Genomic DNA, 16,106 nt, shown 5'->3' with positions numbered 1-16,106 from the left:
CGCTCAGTTGGAGGCTTGCGACGCGTCGCGCACGGGCGTGATGTGATCGCCGTCGCGAACGTAGGCACCGGCCTTGGCGACGACCTCGTCGCCTGCCTTGAGGCCGTTGAGAATCTCGACGTAACCGCCGTCCTGAATGCCGGTCTCGACATTCACGAACTTGACCACGCCGTTGTCGACCTTGCGGGCGGAGGAGCCGTTTTCATCGCTGTTGACGGCCGTCAGGGGCAGGGCGACGCCATCCTCCTGGCGAATGATGATCTCGGCGCTGCCATACATGCCGGCGCGAGCCTTCTCGCCATCGTCGATGGAGATATGCACCGCGCCGAGACGGGTGACAGGATCGACGATCGGCGCAACGAGACGGACGGCTCCGGCAAGCTTCTCGCGGCTGCCGGAAAGCGCCATGAGAGCCTTCTGCCCGATGGCGATCTTGGTAATGTCGCTCTCGGATACATCGACCACCAGTTCGAGCTGGCTTTCGCGGATGATGGTGAAGAGCGGATCGCCATTGCCATTGGCGATGGCGCCGACGCGGGCGTTGCGCGAGGCGACGGTGCCCGCAACCGGGGTCTTGATGCCGGTGCGGGCAAGCTTGAGGTCGGTGTCGGCGATCTGGCTGTCCGTGACCTTGAGATCGGCCTCGGCAACCGCGATCGCCTGTTCGGCGGAAACCACGCGCGCCTTGTTGGCGGCGGCTGCAGCCGTCGCCTGCTCGACCGAGGAGGTCGATACCGTGCCCTTGGCGCCCATGGCGACGGCTCGGATCCGCTGCAATTCCGCTTCTTCCGCATTGGCGCGAGCCTCGGTGAGCTGCGCGCGCAGCTGTGCAAGGCTTGCCTCGCCCTTGGCCCGGGTCGCTCCCATCTGGCTCTTCTGCAGGATCAGCGCATCGTCGTTCAGCGTGGCGAGCGTGCTGTTCGCATCGACCTTGTCGCCGACATCGGCGTTGAGCGAGCGGATGGAGAGACCATCCACCTGCGGCTGGATATAGACCTCCTCGACGGCCTTCACGGTCCCGGTCGCAACGACCTTGTCGGTCAGGTGGCGGATCGCGGCGGCCGTGATGACGATCGCGGGCAGGTTCTGCTTCGGCGCGGTAACGGCTGGCTGCTCTGCCAGCGCGGCGTGTGCCGAAAGCAGGGAAAGCAGGATTGCGGTCGTGCTCAGAAGTCTAAACGGCGTGAGGGCCATGCGTCCGGTTCCAGTTCGGCATTTGGTAAATGAGATTTCGCTGTTTTCCGTCGCGAACACGGGGGATCAATGCATGCGAGCCGGCTTACCCGGCGGATTACTGCATAATTCTTTAAATCGGAATCGATTTAAGGATAAAATTATGCAGCAAATTTAAAGTGTTACAGCGACCTTTGCGCGTCATATTTGACGTGCGGCGCTGTAATATCCGTCTGTCATGCGTTGCGGGTCCCTCATCCTAAAATCGCCTTGTAGATGGGAGCGGTTTTCAATTCTCGCAAGATCACGAGAAAATGATTTCGCGGGTATTTCTATCCTTCGCAACCTTGCGAAGCAATCACGGCATTGTGATGTCAGCATTCGAATAGTTGATGGCCGAGGGCTTTTCAGCCAAATGCTGCAAGAAAGCCAGCCTTTTGTTGCCGCTGTTACAAAATGAAAAAAAACGCGCGAGGCCGAAATCTCGCGCGTTTCAGTGGCTGGAAGCGGTTTGAGACTACTTCAGCGCGGCGTCCGTGATCTCATGCGTATAGGCGCCGGACGGCTTCTTGGTGATGATCTTCTGATCGAGCAGGGCTTCGATCGTGCGGTCGTAAAGCTTCATGTCGAGCTTGCCGCTGCCGATCAGCTTGGCGACTTCGCCTGCCATGCGCTTCTGGTGGTTTTCATCCTGACCGCCGTTGTCCATGACAATCTCGGCGGCTTCGTCCGGATGTTCGACGGCGTATTTCCAGCCCTTCATCGAGGCGCGAACGAACTTCACCATGTCGGCCTTGAACTTCGCGTCCTTCAGCTTGTCTTCCTTGACGTAGAGACCGTCTTCCAGAAGGTCGTTGCCGAGCTTGGTATAGTTGAAGACAGTCAGGTCTTCCGCCTTGAAACCGGCATCGATCGCCTGCCAGTACTCATTATAGGTCATGACGGAGATGCAGTCGGCCTGCTTCTGGACGAGCGGCTGCACGTCGAAGCTCTGCTTCAGCACGTTGACGCCATCCTTGCCGCCGTCGGTCTTCAGGCCAAGCTTGTGCATCCAGGCGAAGAACGGATACTCGTTGCCGTAGAACCAGACGCCGAGGGTGTGCCCCTTGAAATCCTTCTCCGTCTTGACCGGGCCGTCCTTGGGGCAGATCAGCTCCAGGCCGGACTTGTCGAAGGGCTGGGCGATGTTGACCAGCGGCACGCCTTTCTCGCGGGCAACCAGCGCACCGCCCATCCAGTCGACGATGACATCGGCGCCGCCGCCGGCGATCACCTGTTCGGGAGCGATATCCGGGCCGCCCGGCTTGATATCGACATCGAGGCCTTCCTCCTTGTAGAAGCCCTTGTCCTTGGCGACGAAGTAGCCGCCGAACTGGCCCTGGGCCACCCATTTCAGCTGCAGCGTCACCTTGTCCGCTGCCATTGCAGCCTGGGTGGCGGCGAGCGTCATTGCGCTCGCCATCAATGCAAACATTATTTTTTTCATGTCTTCACCCTTTTCCCTCTGGAGTTATGCCTTGATCCCTTGAGGAGATCCTGGATTACGTCTGCCCACCACGGATAGACGGATGCCAGAACGTCACCATTCGTTCGATGATGGCGACGATACCGTAGAAGACGGAGCCTGCGATCGCGGCAACCGCGATTTCGGCCCAGACCATGTCGAGGTTCAACCGGCCGTTTTCGGTTGAAATGCGGAAGCCCATGCCCGACATGGGCGTGCCGAAGAATTCCGCCACGATGGCACCAATCATTGCCAGGGTCGAGTTGATCTTCAGCGCGTTGAAAATAAAGGGGGCGGCTGCAGGCAGGCGCAGCTTGAACAGGGTCTGCCAGTAGCTCGATGCGTAGGTGCGCATCAGGTCGCGTTCCATGTTGCCGGCGGCGGTGAGGCCCGTCACGGTGTTCACCAGCATAGGGAAGAACGTCATGATGACGACGACGGCAGCCTTGGACTGCCAATCGAAGCCGAACCACATGACCATGATCGGCGCGACGCCGATGATGGGCAGCGCCGAGACGAAATTGCCGATCGGAAGCAGACCGCGGCGCAGGAAGGCGAAGCGATCCGCGAGGATGGCAACGACGAAGCCGCTGGCGCAGCCGATGATGTAGCCGATCAGGACAGACGTCAGGATCGTCTGGCGGACGTCGATCCAGAGCGTCGGCAGCGAATTGGCGATTCTGACGCCGATGGCACTGGGCGGCGGCAGCAGAACCAGGGAAACGCCGGCGCCGCGCGTGACCGCTTCCCAGATGATCAGGATCCATACGCCGAAGACCGCCGGGATCAACAGGCGCAGCGCGTAGTTGCCGGCAGTCGATTGCGCGCGCATCGAGGACAGGACGGAAACGCATCTCCACGCCAGCAGCCATGCGGCTGCAATCAGAATGAAGAAGGATATCTGTGCCGTGCCTTCATTGCCGGAAACCCCCGACAGCAGCAGCCATGCCGCAGCATGCGCCCCGAAGAAGAGGATCGCCGCGCACAGGTCCCTTGAGATATTCATGAAGGAGAAGGCGGCGGCGGCAGCAATGAGAATGAAAACGACAAATGTCGTTCCGCTGCTGACGGGCGCGGCGGCATCGGCGCCAAGCAGCGGCAGCGCGGGGATCGCCACAAGACAGAGAAAAAGGGAGAGCGCGCCCTGCCAGGAAAAATGAAAATGCTTCATGCCGTTCTGCCTCCCATCGAACGGTCGACGATGCGGGCAGCGATGCTGACGATGCCGACGAGAATTGCCGCAAGAACGGAGCCGGCGACCAGCGCTGCCCAGATGTCGATCGTCTGGCTGTAGTAGGAGCCCGCGAGCAACTTCGCCCCGATGCCGGCAACCGCGCCCGTGGGAAGCTCGCCGACGATCGTGCCGACGAGGCTTGCGGCGATGGCGACCTTCATGGAGGTGAAGAGGAATGGGATCGAAGCGGGTACGCGCAGTTTCCAGAAGGTCTGCCAGGAGCTGGCATTGTAGGTGCGCATCAGGTCGAGATGCATGATTTCCGGCGAACGCAGGCCTTTTGTCATGCCGACGGTGACGGGAAAGAATGAGAGATAGGTCGAAATGAGAGCCTTGGGGATCAGTCCGTCTATGCCGAGAGCGCTGAAGACGACGATGATCGTCGGTGCGATGGCAAGGATCGGTATGGTTTGCGACGCGATGATCCAGGGCATGAGGCTGCGGTCGAGCGCGACGAGATGAACGATGCCGACCGCAAAGAGGATGCCGAGGATGGTGCCGAAGGCAAAGCCGACCGCCGTCGGAGCCAGGGTCACCCAGGCGTTATAGACGAGACTGCGGTTGCTTGTGGGCACTCGCAGGAACGTGTTTTCGAAGACGTTCTGCGCGACCTGATGCGGCGCAGGCAGCGTTGGCTTCGGCTGCGACAGCGTCTTGCCGATGAATTCCACCATCGTTGGCGCAACATTGCCGCGCCGGTCGATATCGCGCTGGAACGGCGCGTTGAGCAGAAAGGCGAAGACGTACCAAAGCAGGAGGATCGCCAGCACGATGGTCGTGACCGGCAGGAACTTGTGCTTGAAGAACTGTTCCTTTTCCATGCTCATGCCCTTCCTTGCGCGGGAAGCAGCATGAGCGCCATGGCAACGATGCCCAAGCCCACGCCGGCAAGCTGCTGCAGGCTTAGCCGCTCGCCGAAAACCATGAAGGCGATGATGTTGACGACGACGAGCTGTGCGATGGAAGAGGCCGAGATGGCCAGGCCAAGCCCACCTTCCCGCATCAGCCGAACCATCATCAGGTTCCCAACGCAATAGAGAACGAGCGCCAGGATCAGGACCAGTATGTTGTTGTTGGTAATATAGGCGCGCGAGGCGGTCGCGCCGCTGATGAAGATTGCCATCGCGCCGGCGAGCCAAAGGAGGAATTGCGGGTTCATAACGCGCCTCCTGTCATGGGAAGGCCCCTTATCCAGCCTGTTGGCCACCTTCTCCCGGTGCCCCGCAGTTGGGTTAGGGTGACGGGAGGTCGCGTGACGGCGCTGTGTATCGACCTATTCTTCATAGCTGTGCCCCGCTCTCAGGCCTTCCCGCACGCGATGGGCGATTTCCAGGAATTCCGGCGTTTCGCGAATGCCGAGCGGCCGTTCCGTCGGGAGCGTCGATTCGATGACGTCGGCGACACGGCCGGGACGAGGCGACATGACCACGATCCTGGTCGAAAGGTAGACGGCTTCCGGGATGGAGTGGGTGACGAAGCATATGGTCTTGTTCGTCCGCTTCCACAGCTTCAGCAGCTGTTCGTTCAGGTGGTCGCGCACGATTTCGTCGAGAGCGCCGAAGGGCTCGTCCATCAGCAGGAGGTCGGCATCGAAGGCCAGCGCGCGGGCGATGGAGGCGCGCTGCTGCATGCCGCCCGAGAGCTGCCAGGGAAATTTATGTTCGAAGCCGTTGAGGTTGACGAGTTCGAGCGTCTGGGCGATGCGCCTGGCCTGCTCGCCCTTGTCATAACCCATGATTTCGAGCGGCAGAGCGATGTTCTTCTCGATCGTGCGCCAGGGATAGAGTGCCGCGGCCTGGAAGACGTAGCCGTAGGCGCGAGCCTTGCGGGCGTCTTCCGGCGACATGCCGTTGACGGTGATATCACCCGAGGTCTTGCGCTCGAGATCGGCGATCACACGCAGGAAGGTGGTCTTGCCGCAGCCGGACGGACCGATGAAGGAGACGAAATCACCCTTGCGTACATCGAGATCGACGTTGCTCAGCGCGTGCACCGGCCCGTCGTTCGTATTGTAGGTGAGACAGAGATTCCGCGCGGAGACGACGGAGGAAGCGGATGACGTCATTAACACCTACCAGTCCTGTTTTCGCCGCGCGGTCGGGGCGGATTGCGTGTTATCCTGCTTGGCATTGCGGCCTGGATTGGCGAGGGTGCCTTGCGGCTGCGAAATCCAGGGGAGCAATGCCATGAGTGTTTCATCGAAGCCCACCTGCCATGTCGTGCGGCCCGGCAATGCCTATGCCGGAAAACAGGGCTTCAACTATTTCGAAGGGATCGCCGCCGAGACAGTGGGCTCGACGGGGATCTGCATGCATCTTCTGACCATTCCGCCGGGCGCCCGCGCCAAGGCGCATCTCCATGCCTCGCATGAAACGGCGATCTACGCGATTTCCGGGGAGACGCATTGCTGGTTCGGGGACGAACTCGAAGAGCACGTCATCGTCCGCGAGGGCGAGATGTTCTATATCCCGGCCGGCGTTCCGCATCTTCCCGCCAATCTCAGCGACCGGCCGGCGACAGCCATCATCGCCCGCACCGATCCGAACGAGCAGGAAAGCGTCGTCCTGCTGCCGGATCTGGAGCGGTATGTGCCGCGCCAAGCGGTCGATGAGCCGAGGCGTTGATGGCAAGCGTCACACCCCGCTTGCGGGAATGCCGCTGCGCTGCACCTTGCGCGGCGCGGTGACTTCCTTCCAGGTCGAAAGCGCCCGGTTGACGGCGGTAAACGGCTCGCGCCTGACGAATTCGCCGTGGCCCTCCCTGGTCTTTACCGCGCCTTCCTCGATGGCGACGACGCCGCGCGTCAGCGTGTAGCGCGGCAGGCCCGTCACTTCCTTGCCTTCGAAGACGTTGTAGTCGATCGCCGACTGCTGCGTCTTGGCGGTGATCGTCTTCGAGCGCTTCGGATCCCAGACGACGATATCGGCATCGGCGCCGACGAGGATCGCGCCCTTCCTCGGATAGACGTTGAGGATCTTGGCGATGTTGGTGGAGGTGGCGGCGACGAATTCGTTCATCGTCAGGCGGCCGGTGTTGACGCCGTAGGTCCAGAGCATCGGCATGCGATCCTCGAGGCCGCCGGTGCCGTTCGGGATCTTGGTAAAGTCGTTGAGGCCGAAGCGCTTCTGCTCCGTCGTGAAGGCGCAATGGTCGGTCGCGACCACCTGCAGCGAACCGGAGGCAAGACCAGCCCAGAGGCTGTCCTGATGCTGCTTGTTGCGGAATGGCGGGGACATGACGCGGCGGGCGGCATGGTCCCAATCCGCATTGGCATATTCGCTTTCGTCGAGTGTCAGGTGCTGGATCAGCGGCTCGCCATAGACGCGCATACCCTTCTGGCGGGCGCGGCGGATGGCTTCATGCGCCTGTTCGCAGGAGGTGTGAACGATATAGACGGGCGAGCCGGCCATGTCGGCGATCATGATGGCGCGGTTCGTCGCCTCACCCTCGACCTCGGCCGGACGGGAATAGGCATGGGCCTCCGGCCCGTTGTTGCCTTCGGCCAGCAGCTTTGCCTGCATCTGCGCGACGACATCGCCGTTTTCGGCATGGACGAGCGGCAAGGCGCCGAGCTCGGCGCAGCGCTGGAACGAAGAAAACATCTCGTCGTCGTCCACCATCAAGGCGCCCTTGTAGGCCATGAAGTGCTTGAAGGTGTTGATGCCCTTGTCGCGGACGATGGCTTCCATCTCGTTGAAGACCTGTTCGCCCCACCATGTAATCGCCATGTGGAAGGAGTAATCGCAGGTCGCGCGGGTGGACTTGTTGTCCCACATCGTCAGCGCCTCGAGTAGCGACTGGCCGGGCGAGGGCAGGGCGAAATCCACCACCATCGTCGTGCCGCCGGCAAGGGCCGCGCGCGTGCCGCTCTCGAAATCGTCGGAGGAATAGGTGCCCATGAACGGCATTTCGAGATGCGTATGCGGGTCAATGCCGCCGGGCATGACATAACAGCCTGAAGCATCCAGCACTTCGCTGCCCGAGAGGTTCTGCCCGATTTCGACGATCTTGCCGCCTTCGATCTTCACATCCGCCTTATAGGTCAGGTCGGCCGTGACGATGGTTCCACCCTTGATGACTGTGCTCATGGTGTCTGCTCCAAATGTGTGGGGTTCCGATGCTGGGAATCGTGGCGGTCAAGCCACGATCTCCGCCGTCTCGACGACTGCGTGGAACAGCACATCCGCGCCTGCGGCTGCCCATTCCTTGGAGATTTCTTCGGCCTCGTTGTGCGAGAGGCCGCCGACGCAGGGGCACATGACCATCGTGGCGGGCGCGACCTTGGCGGCCCAGCAGGCATCATGGCCTGCGCCGGAGATGATGTTCATGTGGCTGTAGCCGAGCCTCTCGGCGGCATTGCGCACGGAAGTCACGAGCTTCGGATCGAAAGTCACCGGCTCGAAATGACCGATGGCTTCCACGGAGCAGCCGACGCCGAGGCTGTCGCTGATCTTTTTCGCTTCCGCCTCGATCTTGGCACGCATGCGATCAAGCTTTTCCTTGTCGGGCGTGCGCAGGTCGACGGTGAAGACCACCTTGCCCGGCAGGACGTTGCGCGAGTTCGGCGAGAAGAAGACCTGGCCGACGCCGGCGACGGCGCCCGGCTGGTTTTCCATCGCCACGCTCTGCACCATCTCGACGATCCGCGACATGGCAAGGCCGGCGTTGACGCGCATGGCCATCGGCGTCGAGCCGGTATGCGCTTCCTTGCCGGTGAGCGTGAATTCCAGCCACCACAGGCCCTGACAGTGCGTGACGACACCGATGGTCTTGTCCGCGGCTTCGAGGATCGGTCCCTGCTCGATGTGATATTCGAAATAGGCGTGCATCTTGCGGGCGCCGACCTCTTCGTCGCCGAGCCAGCCGATGCGCTTCAACTCCTCGCCATAGGTCTTGCCTTCCGGATCCTTGCGGCCATAGGCATAGTCCAGCGTATGCACGCCGGCAAAGACGCCCGAGGCCAGCATGGCGGGCGCAAAGCGCGCGCCTTCCTCGTTGGCCCAGTTGGTGACCACGATCGGATGCTTGGTCTTGATGCCGAGGTCGTTCATCGTACGGACGACTTCGAGGGCTGCGAGCACACCGAGCACGCCGTCATATTTGCCGCCGGTCGGCTGGGTGTCGAGATGCGAGCCGACATAGACCGGCAGCGCATCCGGATCGGTGCCGGCGCGGGTCGCGAACATGGTGCCCATCTTGTCGACGCCAACGGTCATGCTCGCCTTGTCGCACCAGGTCTTGAAAAGGCTGCGTCCCTCGGCGTCGGCATCCGTCAGCGTTTGACGATTGTTGCCGCCGGCGATGCCGGGGCCGATCTTCGCCATGTCCATCAGCGTATCCCAAAGGCGGTCGCCATTGATACGCATGTTTTCTCCTGGCGCTGCCACCATGATGCAATCCTCACCTGTTTGTCCTGGGGCATGCAAGGCGCATGCCCAATTGTTCCCGTTGGTCTTGTTCCGGAGCGTCGTCTTGTTTTTCTCGCCCGGAAAATCGCCAGTTGCCTTTAAGAAACATCTGACGGATAATTTGACCGATTGGTAAACATTACAACTTCCGTGGCGCGGCTCAAGACGAAAAGCACGAAAATTTCCGATAAAATTTCAGGCGATTGCCTAAATTCTATCCATCGACAGGGTGAATGAGAGCTCGGCCGAAAGGCTTGGATTTCAAGGAGAAACAGAGCACACATGGCCATCCCCAGAGCCGCCAAGACGCAGCGCCGCACCCGAATCCAGGAAGAGAAAGAGGAAATCATACTCGAGGCTGCGCTGGACGTATTTTCCGTCAGCGGCTTCCGCGGCTCGACCATCGACCAGATCGCCGAGGTGGCCGGCATGTCGAAGCCCAATCTGCTCTACTATTTCCGCACCAAGGAGGCGATGCATCGGGCGCTGATCGACCGGGTGCTGTTTACCTGGCTGGAGCCGTTGCGCGCCTTCGACGCCAACGGCAATCCCGAGAGCGAGATCCGCTCCTATATCCGTCGGAAGCTTGAAATGGCACGCGATTTTCCCCGCGAAAGCAGGCTATTCGCCAATGAGATGCTGCAGGGCGCCCCGCATGTGGAGGACGAGCTGCGCGGGCCGCTGAAAAGCCTTGTCGATGAGAAGGCGGAGGTCATCCGCGCTTGGGCCCAGGCCGGCAAGATCGCCAGATGCGATCCCTATCACCTGATCTTCTCGATCTGGTCCACGACGCAGCATTATGCCGACTTCGACGTGCAGGTGCGTGCGGTACTGGGGCAGGAGCACTCGGGCGAGGGGCGATTCGAGGACGCCGCGCGCTATCTGGAGCAGCTTTTCGTCGACGGACTTCGCATTCGCCACAACTGAGCTGCGGCGCAATCTGTCCGGGGGATCGTGTCGCGCGAGGCTGATGATTCTCAGCGCCGCTCGCTAAAATAGTTGTCCCGTTCAATGCCGTCGTACCGGCCGGATTTCAGGCAACGGTTCTTGAAGCCGCCTCCGCGAGCCGGCAGGCCTCCGATATTAGCGACCCTGAAATTTGTGGAAAAAAAAGCGGCCGCAGCAAGCTGCGACCGCCAATTCATGCCTACGCGGTTTCTCCCGCCTTTATTCCGCCGCCTGCCGTGCCATCGGATTGTTCGGATGGGTCGTCCAGTTGGCGTAGTTCGGGTCGACGACCTTGCCGGTACGCTTGTCGAGGCTGCCGGCCGGCAGGGCTTCCATGGTGATGCAGTTCTCGACGGGACAGACGCTGACGCAGAGATTGCAGCCGACGCATTCGTCGTCCATCACCTCGAAATGCCTGACGCCATCGACCATGTTGGTGATCGCCTGGTGCGAGGTATCCTCGCAGGCGATGTAGCAACGGCCGCACTTGATGCAGGCGTCCTGGTCGATCTTGGCCTTGGCGATGTAGTTGAGGTTGAGATACTGCCAGTCGGAGACATTCGGCACCGCACGGGCGATGATATCGTCCAGGCTGCGGTGGCCCTTCTCATCCATCCAGTCGGAAAGGCCCGTAATCATCTCCTCGACGATCTTGAAGCCGTAGGTCATCGCAGCCGTGCAGACCTGCACGTTGCCGGCGCCAAGCGCCAGGAATTCCGCCGCATCGCGCCAGGTGGTGATGCCGCCGATGCCGGAGATCGGCAGGCCGTAGGTATCGGGATCGCGAGCGATCTCGGCCACCATGTTGAGCGCGATCGGCTTCACCGCCGGGCCGCAATAGCCGCCATGGCTGCCCTTGCCGCCGACGGTCGGGTTCGGCGCGAAATTGTCGAGATCGACCGACACGATCGAATTGATCGTATTGATCAGCGACACGGCGTCGGTGCCGCCGGCCTTGGCGGCGCGGGCAGGCTTGCGGATGTCGGTGATATTTGGCGTCAGCTTGGTGATGACTGGCATGCGGGTATATTGCTTGCACCAGCGCACGACCATCTCGATATATTCCGGCACCTGTCCGACGGCGGCACCCATGCCGCGCTCGGACATGCCGTGAGGACAGCCGAAGTTGAGTTCGATGCCGTCGGCTTCCGTTTCCTCGACCAGCGGCAGGATCGCCTTCCAGGCATCCTCGACGCAGGGAACCATGATCGAGGCGATGAGCGCGCGATCCGGCCAGTTTTTCTTCACCTGCTTCATTTCGCGCAGGTTGGTATAGAGGTCGCGGTCGGTGATCAGCTCGATATTGTTGAGGCCGAGCAGGCGGCGGTCGGCGCCCCAGATCGCGCCGTAGCGCGGGCCGTTGACGTTGACGACGGGTGGGCCTTCCTCGCCCAGCGTCTTCCAGACCACGCCGCCCCAGCCCGCCTTGAAGGCGCGCTCGACGTTGTAGGCCTTGTCGGTCGGCGGCGCGGAAGCCAGCCAGAACGGGTTCGGGGATTTGATGCCAACGAAATTATTGCGGAGATCAGCCATGTCGGTTCTCCTTTCAGGCGACTGCAACGGCCGGCTTGGCGGCAGCGAGCGCACGGTTGATGGATTCGGCCGCGTCGCGACCGTGCGCTACGGCCGAGACCGTCAGGTCATCGCCGCCGAGCACGCAGTCGCCGCCGGCCCATACGCCTTCGATCGAAGTGCGGCCTTCGTCATCGACGACGATGCGGCCGGACTCGATGCGCAGCGCGCCGAGGCCTGAAGCCTCGAACGTCTGGCCGATCGCCTTGAAGATCTGATCGGCGGCTATCACGCCGACATCGCCTGTGCTGGCAAGCTTGCCGTCGCGCAGCTCGGTATATTCGACCTCGATGCCGGCGACCTTGCCGTCCTTGTCGAGGATGCGCTTCGGGGCGAGCCAGTGGCGGATGATGACGCCCTTGGAGGCGGCCAGATCCTGCTCGAATTCCGAGGCGTTCATATGCTCCTTGCCGCGGCGATAACAGATCGTCACCTCTTCGGCGCCGAGCAGCTTGGCCTGCACAGCCGCGTCGATGGCGGTCATGCCGCCGCCGAGGACGACGACGCGGCGGCCGATGGCGATATCTGCCTTGCTGCCGGCCTGACGAAGTTCGGCGATGTAGGCGACGGCGTCGGCAACGCCGTCGAGCTCTTCGCCTTCGGCGCGCAGCGCGTTGACGCCGGCAAGGCCGAGACCAAGGAACACGGCGTCATATTGCTGGGAGAGGTCGGAAAGGCTGAAATCGCGGCCGAGCGCCTGGCCGTTCTTCACCTCGATACCGCCGATGGCGAGCACGTAATCGACTTCCTTCTGCGCGAAGTCATCGACCGCCTTGTAGGTGGCGATGCCATATTCGTTCAGGCCGCCGGCCTTTTCGCGGGCGTCGAAGATGGTGACGTCGTGGCCCTTGACGGCGAGACGGTGTGCGCAGGCAAGCCCGGCCGGGCCGGCACCGATGACGGCAATCTTCTTGCCGGTGGATTCGGCGCGCGAATAGAACTGCTTGTTCTCCGCCATTGCCGCGTCCGTCGCGTAGCGCTGCAGACGGCCGATTTCGACCGGACGCTCTTCGGCGGTGTTGCGCACGCACGCCTGCTCGCAGAGCTGTTCGGTGGGACAGACGCGGGCGCACATGCCGCCGAGGATGTTCTGGTCGAAGATCGTCTTGGCCGAGCCGATCGGATTGCCCGTCGAGATCTGGCGGATGAACATCGGAATGTCGATGGAGGTGGGACAGGCCGTCATGCACGGCGCGTCGTAACAGAAATAACAGCGGTCTGATGCGACCAGCGCCTCGTGTTTGTTGAGGCGCGGGTGAAGATCGGAAAAGTTTGCATCATATTCGGCGGGCGTGAGCCTGCCTTTATGAATCCCAGTTTCCAGTCGTCCCATTGAAGTTCCCTCTTATAGTAAACGGCTAGTGCTGGAACGGTAACTCAGGATAAAAAATTTATCAAACGGTAAAATTTTTGCCGCCGAATGTGCCTTGACCTGCCTTTCAATCGGGCCGCGGGTCACCGGAGAAAAGCCGAAGGCGGTCATTCAACCTATTGTTTTTGAGTTGAATTCTTGACGGATGCAGGCGTGGATATTCGGCTGCATCATGGTCTTGCCAGAAGGCATGAAGCCGCCCGAGGAGGCCGCTGGCATTTTGACCGGCGCTGGCGATGTGAAGAAAAGATGAATTTTTTCACGATGGCATGGAACCAAGGCTTCGTAGCGTCGTTATGCAAATGTCCTGACGATATCGCATCTTCCGATGCACGCCCAATACATCTCAGGACTTCTACTCACGGTCCCCTCCCGATGAGTGCAAAGCAGCCAGTGCGCCGCCCTCGCACTGGCTGTTTTCTTTTGTCTTTGCCGTGGGCCTCAGCGGCGTCTCAGGATTTCATATTCGGTTTCGGGAATGGTCAGGCGATAGCCGATGCCGCCGTCCGTGATGGCGAAGTGGGCGCGGCCGTTCATGGAGGTCGGCACGACGCGTTCGAGCACCGTGCGGCTGAAGCTGTTGTCCTCGAATTCATGATCGGAAGGGGCGTAGAAGCGCTCCGACCAGGCAACTTCTATCGCCTTCTTGCCGTCAAGTTCGGCTTCCTTGCAATTCAGCGTGATGCTGGTGGCACCCGTCGAGATGGCGCCATGCGATGCGGAATTGACGATCAGCTCGTGCAGGGCAAGCCCCAGGTGCACGGCGGCATTGGGTGTCAGATGTGCGTTAATCCCATAGATCGGCATGGGCACGCCGGCATCGGGCCAATAAGGGGCGAACTGCTTTTCCGCGAGTTCGAAGAGATAGGCGCCGCGCCAGCTGGAATCCGTGATCAGATCCTGCGAATTCGACAGGGATTGCAGGCGGCCGCGGAACTTGATGAGGAAATTGTCGACGGAAAGCGTATGACGCGCCGTCTGCGTGGCAATGCCCTGAATGATCGCGAGCAGGTTCTTGGAGCGATGCGACAGCTCGCGCAGCAGCGACTTCAGAACCTTTTCACGATGGCGGCTTTCGGTGATTTCGGAGATCACGGAGAGCACGCCCTGCGGCTTGCGCCCGCCGATCCGCTCCATCTTCAGTTCATAGATGCGTACGCCGTCGCCACTGGCGATTTCGACCTCGGCGGTCACGGGCTTGCCGCTATCGAGAACGCCCTTCTTCAGTCTCAGAAGATGTTCGCCGTCCTTTTCGCCGAACAGATGCTCGTCATTGCCGCCTATGACAAGAAGCGGCTGCAAATGATCGGGCAAATTATCGGCGTGGCGGATTGCAAGGGTCGTATCCTGAAACAATATCGACACGTTGGCGCTCGAAAGCGCCCGCTCCATCAGAGCGGCTTTGCCTTCCACACTCAAAGGCGCGCCGGGTAATGGTTCAGACGTATTCACCGGCTTGCCTTTCACTCGAATTCCGAGAACTCCGCCGATAGGACATTCTCACACGTAACAATTTGAACCGACCTATAAAATCGCCCCGTATAACAGTCGGTAAACCGGCCGTCCTCAACCCCAACGCCCGGTCATAATTTTTGTTCCGCCCTAGGGTCTTCACGTCAGTCAGGCGGCTACCTTCGTGGTTTCGTTGAAGAAAAGTGCCTGGCTGATGAGGGCCTTCACCATGTCCGGGTTGAACGGCTTGGTCACGAGGAAGGTCGGTTCGGGCCGCTCGCCCGTCAACAGCCGTTCCGGGAAGGCGGTGATGAAGATCACCGGGATGCTGGCGGATTTCAGGATGTCGTTGACGGCATCGATACCCGAGCTGCCATCCGCGAGCTGGATGTCGGCAAGCACCATGTTCGGCTTCGTGGCATTATAGAGCGCCACGGCTTCGGCATGCGTGCGGGCGATGCCCGTGACGCGATGCCCGAGGCTTTCCACCATCTGCTCGATATCCATCGCGATCAGCGGTTCGTCTTCGATGATCATGATGTCCGTCGCCACCTGGCGCGAGATTTCCTGGGACGCGGTATCGAGCAGGTGCATGGCATCGCTTTCCGAGACGTCGAGAATATCGGCGATCTCGCCGAGACGGAAACTTTCGACCGAGGCCAGCAGGAACGCTTGGCGGGCAAGCGGGGAGACCTTGGAAAGGTTCACCGAGGCGCGCTGTTCCCAGGCAAAGGGAGAGGTTGGTTCGGGAATCTGAAGTGTCACGGAACCGAACAGCTTCGTGAACAGTTTATAGAGTGCGACACGGTCGCTATCCGTGTCCGGAAAGATGGAGATGTCGGCGATGATGGCTTCCAAAACCGCGGCAACATAAGCGTCTCCCGACGTCTGCGTTCCGGTCAAGGCACGGGAATAGCGGCGCAAATACGGAAGATGCGGCGCAATACGTGTGGAAAGTGTCATCAATGGCTCCCGCCTTTTATAAAATTCTAATTAAATACAGCCGCAGAGGCTGGAATGACTAACAAACGTCAGTTCAGTAAAAAAGTTCCTCTTTGTCGGAACTTTTTTTAGGCAGTCGCATTACAATGCTTACAATCGGCAGACCTCAACCTTTACGATTCGTTAGGTAATAGTTTTGGACGAGGTCGACCGGTCTCCTGGACGAGGGGGGCAAGAGTGCGCGCCTTATCGATGAACGCGAGACAAGTAAGAAGCGAGCGGGTTAAATGACTATCCAAAATCACGAGGACGCAGACAAGAAGGCGTCGGACCTACGTGCGATAGATATCCTCGATCCCAACAATCAGATCGGCAACCGGCTGCGTTCATTCTACGCCGCCATGCAGGACGAAGTTATTCCCGATCGTTTTCTCGATCTTCTCGAGAAGCTGGATCAGGCCGAACGCTCGGCCTCCGCAAAGGTCTCCGAATAGGAGGTGG

At 60.6% G+C, this 16,106-nt stretch carries 15 protein-coding genes; 3 read left to right on the top strand and 12 right to left on the bottom strand.

Features of this window, described 5'->3' with window-relative positions; all coding sequences use genetic code 11:
- Nucleotides 1–3: 3 nt before the first annotated feature.
- From GR212_RS10440 to GR212_RS10415, 6 genes are all read right to left on the bottom strand, one after another.
- Nucleotides 4–1,194, bottom strand: a complete 1,191-nt coding sequence (locus tag GR212_RS10440; protein ID WP_163986422.1) for an efflux RND transporter periplasmic adaptor subunit — start codon at nt 1,192–1,194, stop codon at nt 4–6.
- 496 nt (nt 1,195–1,690) lie between these two features.
- Nucleotides 1,691–2,659, bottom strand: coding sequence for an ABC transporter substrate-binding protein (locus tag GR212_RS10435; protein ID WP_163986421.1), 969 nt, complete (start codon nt 2,657–2,659; stop codon nt 1,691–1,693).
- A gap of 55 nt (nt 2,660–2,714) precedes the next feature.
- Nucleotides 2,715–3,848, bottom strand: coding sequence for an ABC transporter permease (locus GR212_RS10430; RefSeq protein WP_163986420.1), 1,134 nt, complete (start codon nt 3,846–3,848; stop codon nt 2,715–2,717).
- The gene (locus GR212_RS10425; protein WP_163986419.1) at nt 3,845–4,732 is read right to left on the bottom strand and encodes an ABC transporter permease; all 888 of its coding nucleotides are present in this window, start codon (nt 4,730–4,732) and stop codon (nt 3,845–3,847) included. Before GR212_RS10425 ends, GR212_RS10430 begins: the two co-directional genes overlap by 4 nt.
- 2 nt (nt 4,733–4,734) lie before the next feature.
- Nucleotides 4,735–5,070 carry a hypothetical protein gene (locus tag GR212_RS10420; protein ID WP_163986418.1) on the bottom strand — a complete coding sequence of 112 codons (336 nt, stop codon included), beginning with the start codon at nt 5,068–5,070 and terminating at the stop codon, nt 4,735–4,737.
- A gap of 114 nt (nt 5,071–5,184) precedes the next feature.
- Entirely contained in the window at nt 5,185–5,976 is a 792-nt protein-coding gene (locus tag GR212_RS10415) for an ABC transporter ATP-binding protein (protein ID WP_163986417.1), read from the bottom strand.
- Nucleotides 5,977–6,097: 121 nt separating this feature from the next.
- Between GR212_RS10415 and GR212_RS10410 the strand changes: the two genes are divergently transcribed.
- A complete protein-coding gene (locus GR212_RS10410) occupies nt 6,098–6,535 on the top strand; it encodes a cupin domain-containing protein (RefSeq protein ID WP_163986416.1) in 438 nt (145 codons plus the stop codon).
- Nucleotides 6,536–6,544: 9 nt separating this feature from the next.
- Here GR212_RS10410 and hydA read toward each other — a convergent pair whose 3' ends face one another.
- Nucleotides 6,545–7,999: a dihydropyrimidinase gene (hydA, locus tag GR212_RS10405; protein WP_163986415.1), complete on the bottom strand. Its 1,455-nt coding sequence runs from the start codon at nt 7,997–7,999 to the stop codon at nt 6,545–6,547.
- A 48-nt stretch (nt 8,000–8,047) separates the two neighbouring features.
- The gene (locus GR212_RS10400; RefSeq protein WP_163986414.1) at nt 8,048–9,301 is read right to left on the bottom strand and encodes a Zn-dependent hydrolase; all 1,254 of its coding nucleotides are present in this window, start codon (nt 9,299–9,301) and stop codon (nt 8,048–8,050) included.
- A 300-nt stretch (nt 9,302–9,601) separates the two neighbouring features.
- On the opposite strand from GR212_RS10400, the gene GR212_RS10395 reads away from it, so the two are divergent.
- Nucleotides 9,602–10,246, top strand: a complete 645-nt coding sequence (locus GR212_RS10395; protein WP_163986413.1) for a TetR family transcriptional regulator C-terminal domain-containing protein — start codon at nt 9,602–9,604, stop codon at nt 10,244–10,246.
- A gap of 240 nt (nt 10,247–10,486) precedes the next feature.
- Here GR212_RS10395 and preA read toward each other — a convergent pair whose 3' ends face one another.
- The 4 genes from preA to GR212_RS10375 all read right to left on the bottom strand — a co-directional run bounded on the left by preA (nt 10,487) and on the right by GR212_RS10375 (nt 15,626).
- A complete protein-coding gene (gene preA, locus GR212_RS10390; RefSeq protein WP_163986412.1) occupies nt 10,487–11,800 on the bottom strand; it encodes an NAD-dependent dihydropyrimidine dehydrogenase subunit PreA in 1,314 nt (437 codons plus the stop codon).
- A 13-nt stretch (nt 11,801–11,813) separates the two neighbouring features.
- Nucleotides 11,814–13,172, bottom strand: coding sequence for an NAD(P)-dependent oxidoreductase (locus tag GR212_RS10385; protein WP_163986411.1), 1,359 nt, complete (start codon nt 13,170–13,172; stop codon nt 11,814–11,816).
- A 480-nt stretch (nt 13,173–13,652) separates the two neighbouring features.
- Nucleotides 13,653–14,603 carry a sensor histidine kinase gene (locus GR212_RS10380; protein ID WP_204326543.1) on the bottom strand — a complete coding sequence of 317 codons (951 nt, stop codon included), beginning with the start codon at nt 14,601–14,603 and terminating at the stop codon, nt 13,653–13,655.
- A gap of 228 nt (nt 14,604–14,831) precedes the next feature.
- Nucleotides 14,832–15,626: a response regulator gene (locus GR212_RS10375; protein ID WP_163986410.1), complete on the bottom strand. Its 795-nt coding sequence runs from the start codon at nt 15,624–15,626 to the stop codon at nt 14,832–14,834.
- A 266-nt stretch (nt 15,627–15,892) separates the two neighbouring features.
- Here GR212_RS10375 and GR212_RS10370 point away from each other — a divergent pair, with 266 nt between their 5' ends.
- On the top strand, nt 15,893–16,099 hold the full coding sequence (locus GR212_RS10370; protein ID WP_163986409.1) for a NepR family anti-sigma factor: 207 nt from the start codon (nt 15,893–15,895) through the stop codon (nt 16,097–16,099).
- The last annotated feature ends 7 nt before the right edge of the window (nt 16,100–16,106 follow it).

Source organism: Martinezella lusitana, assembly GCF_010668395.1.
Lineage (GTDB): Bacteria > Pseudomonadota > Alphaproteobacteria > Rhizobiales > Rhizobiaceae > Rhizobium > Rhizobium lusitanum_A.
The sequence above is the reverse complement of the archived record's forward strand: the minus strand, read 5'-3'. Positions and strand labels throughout refer to the sequence as shown.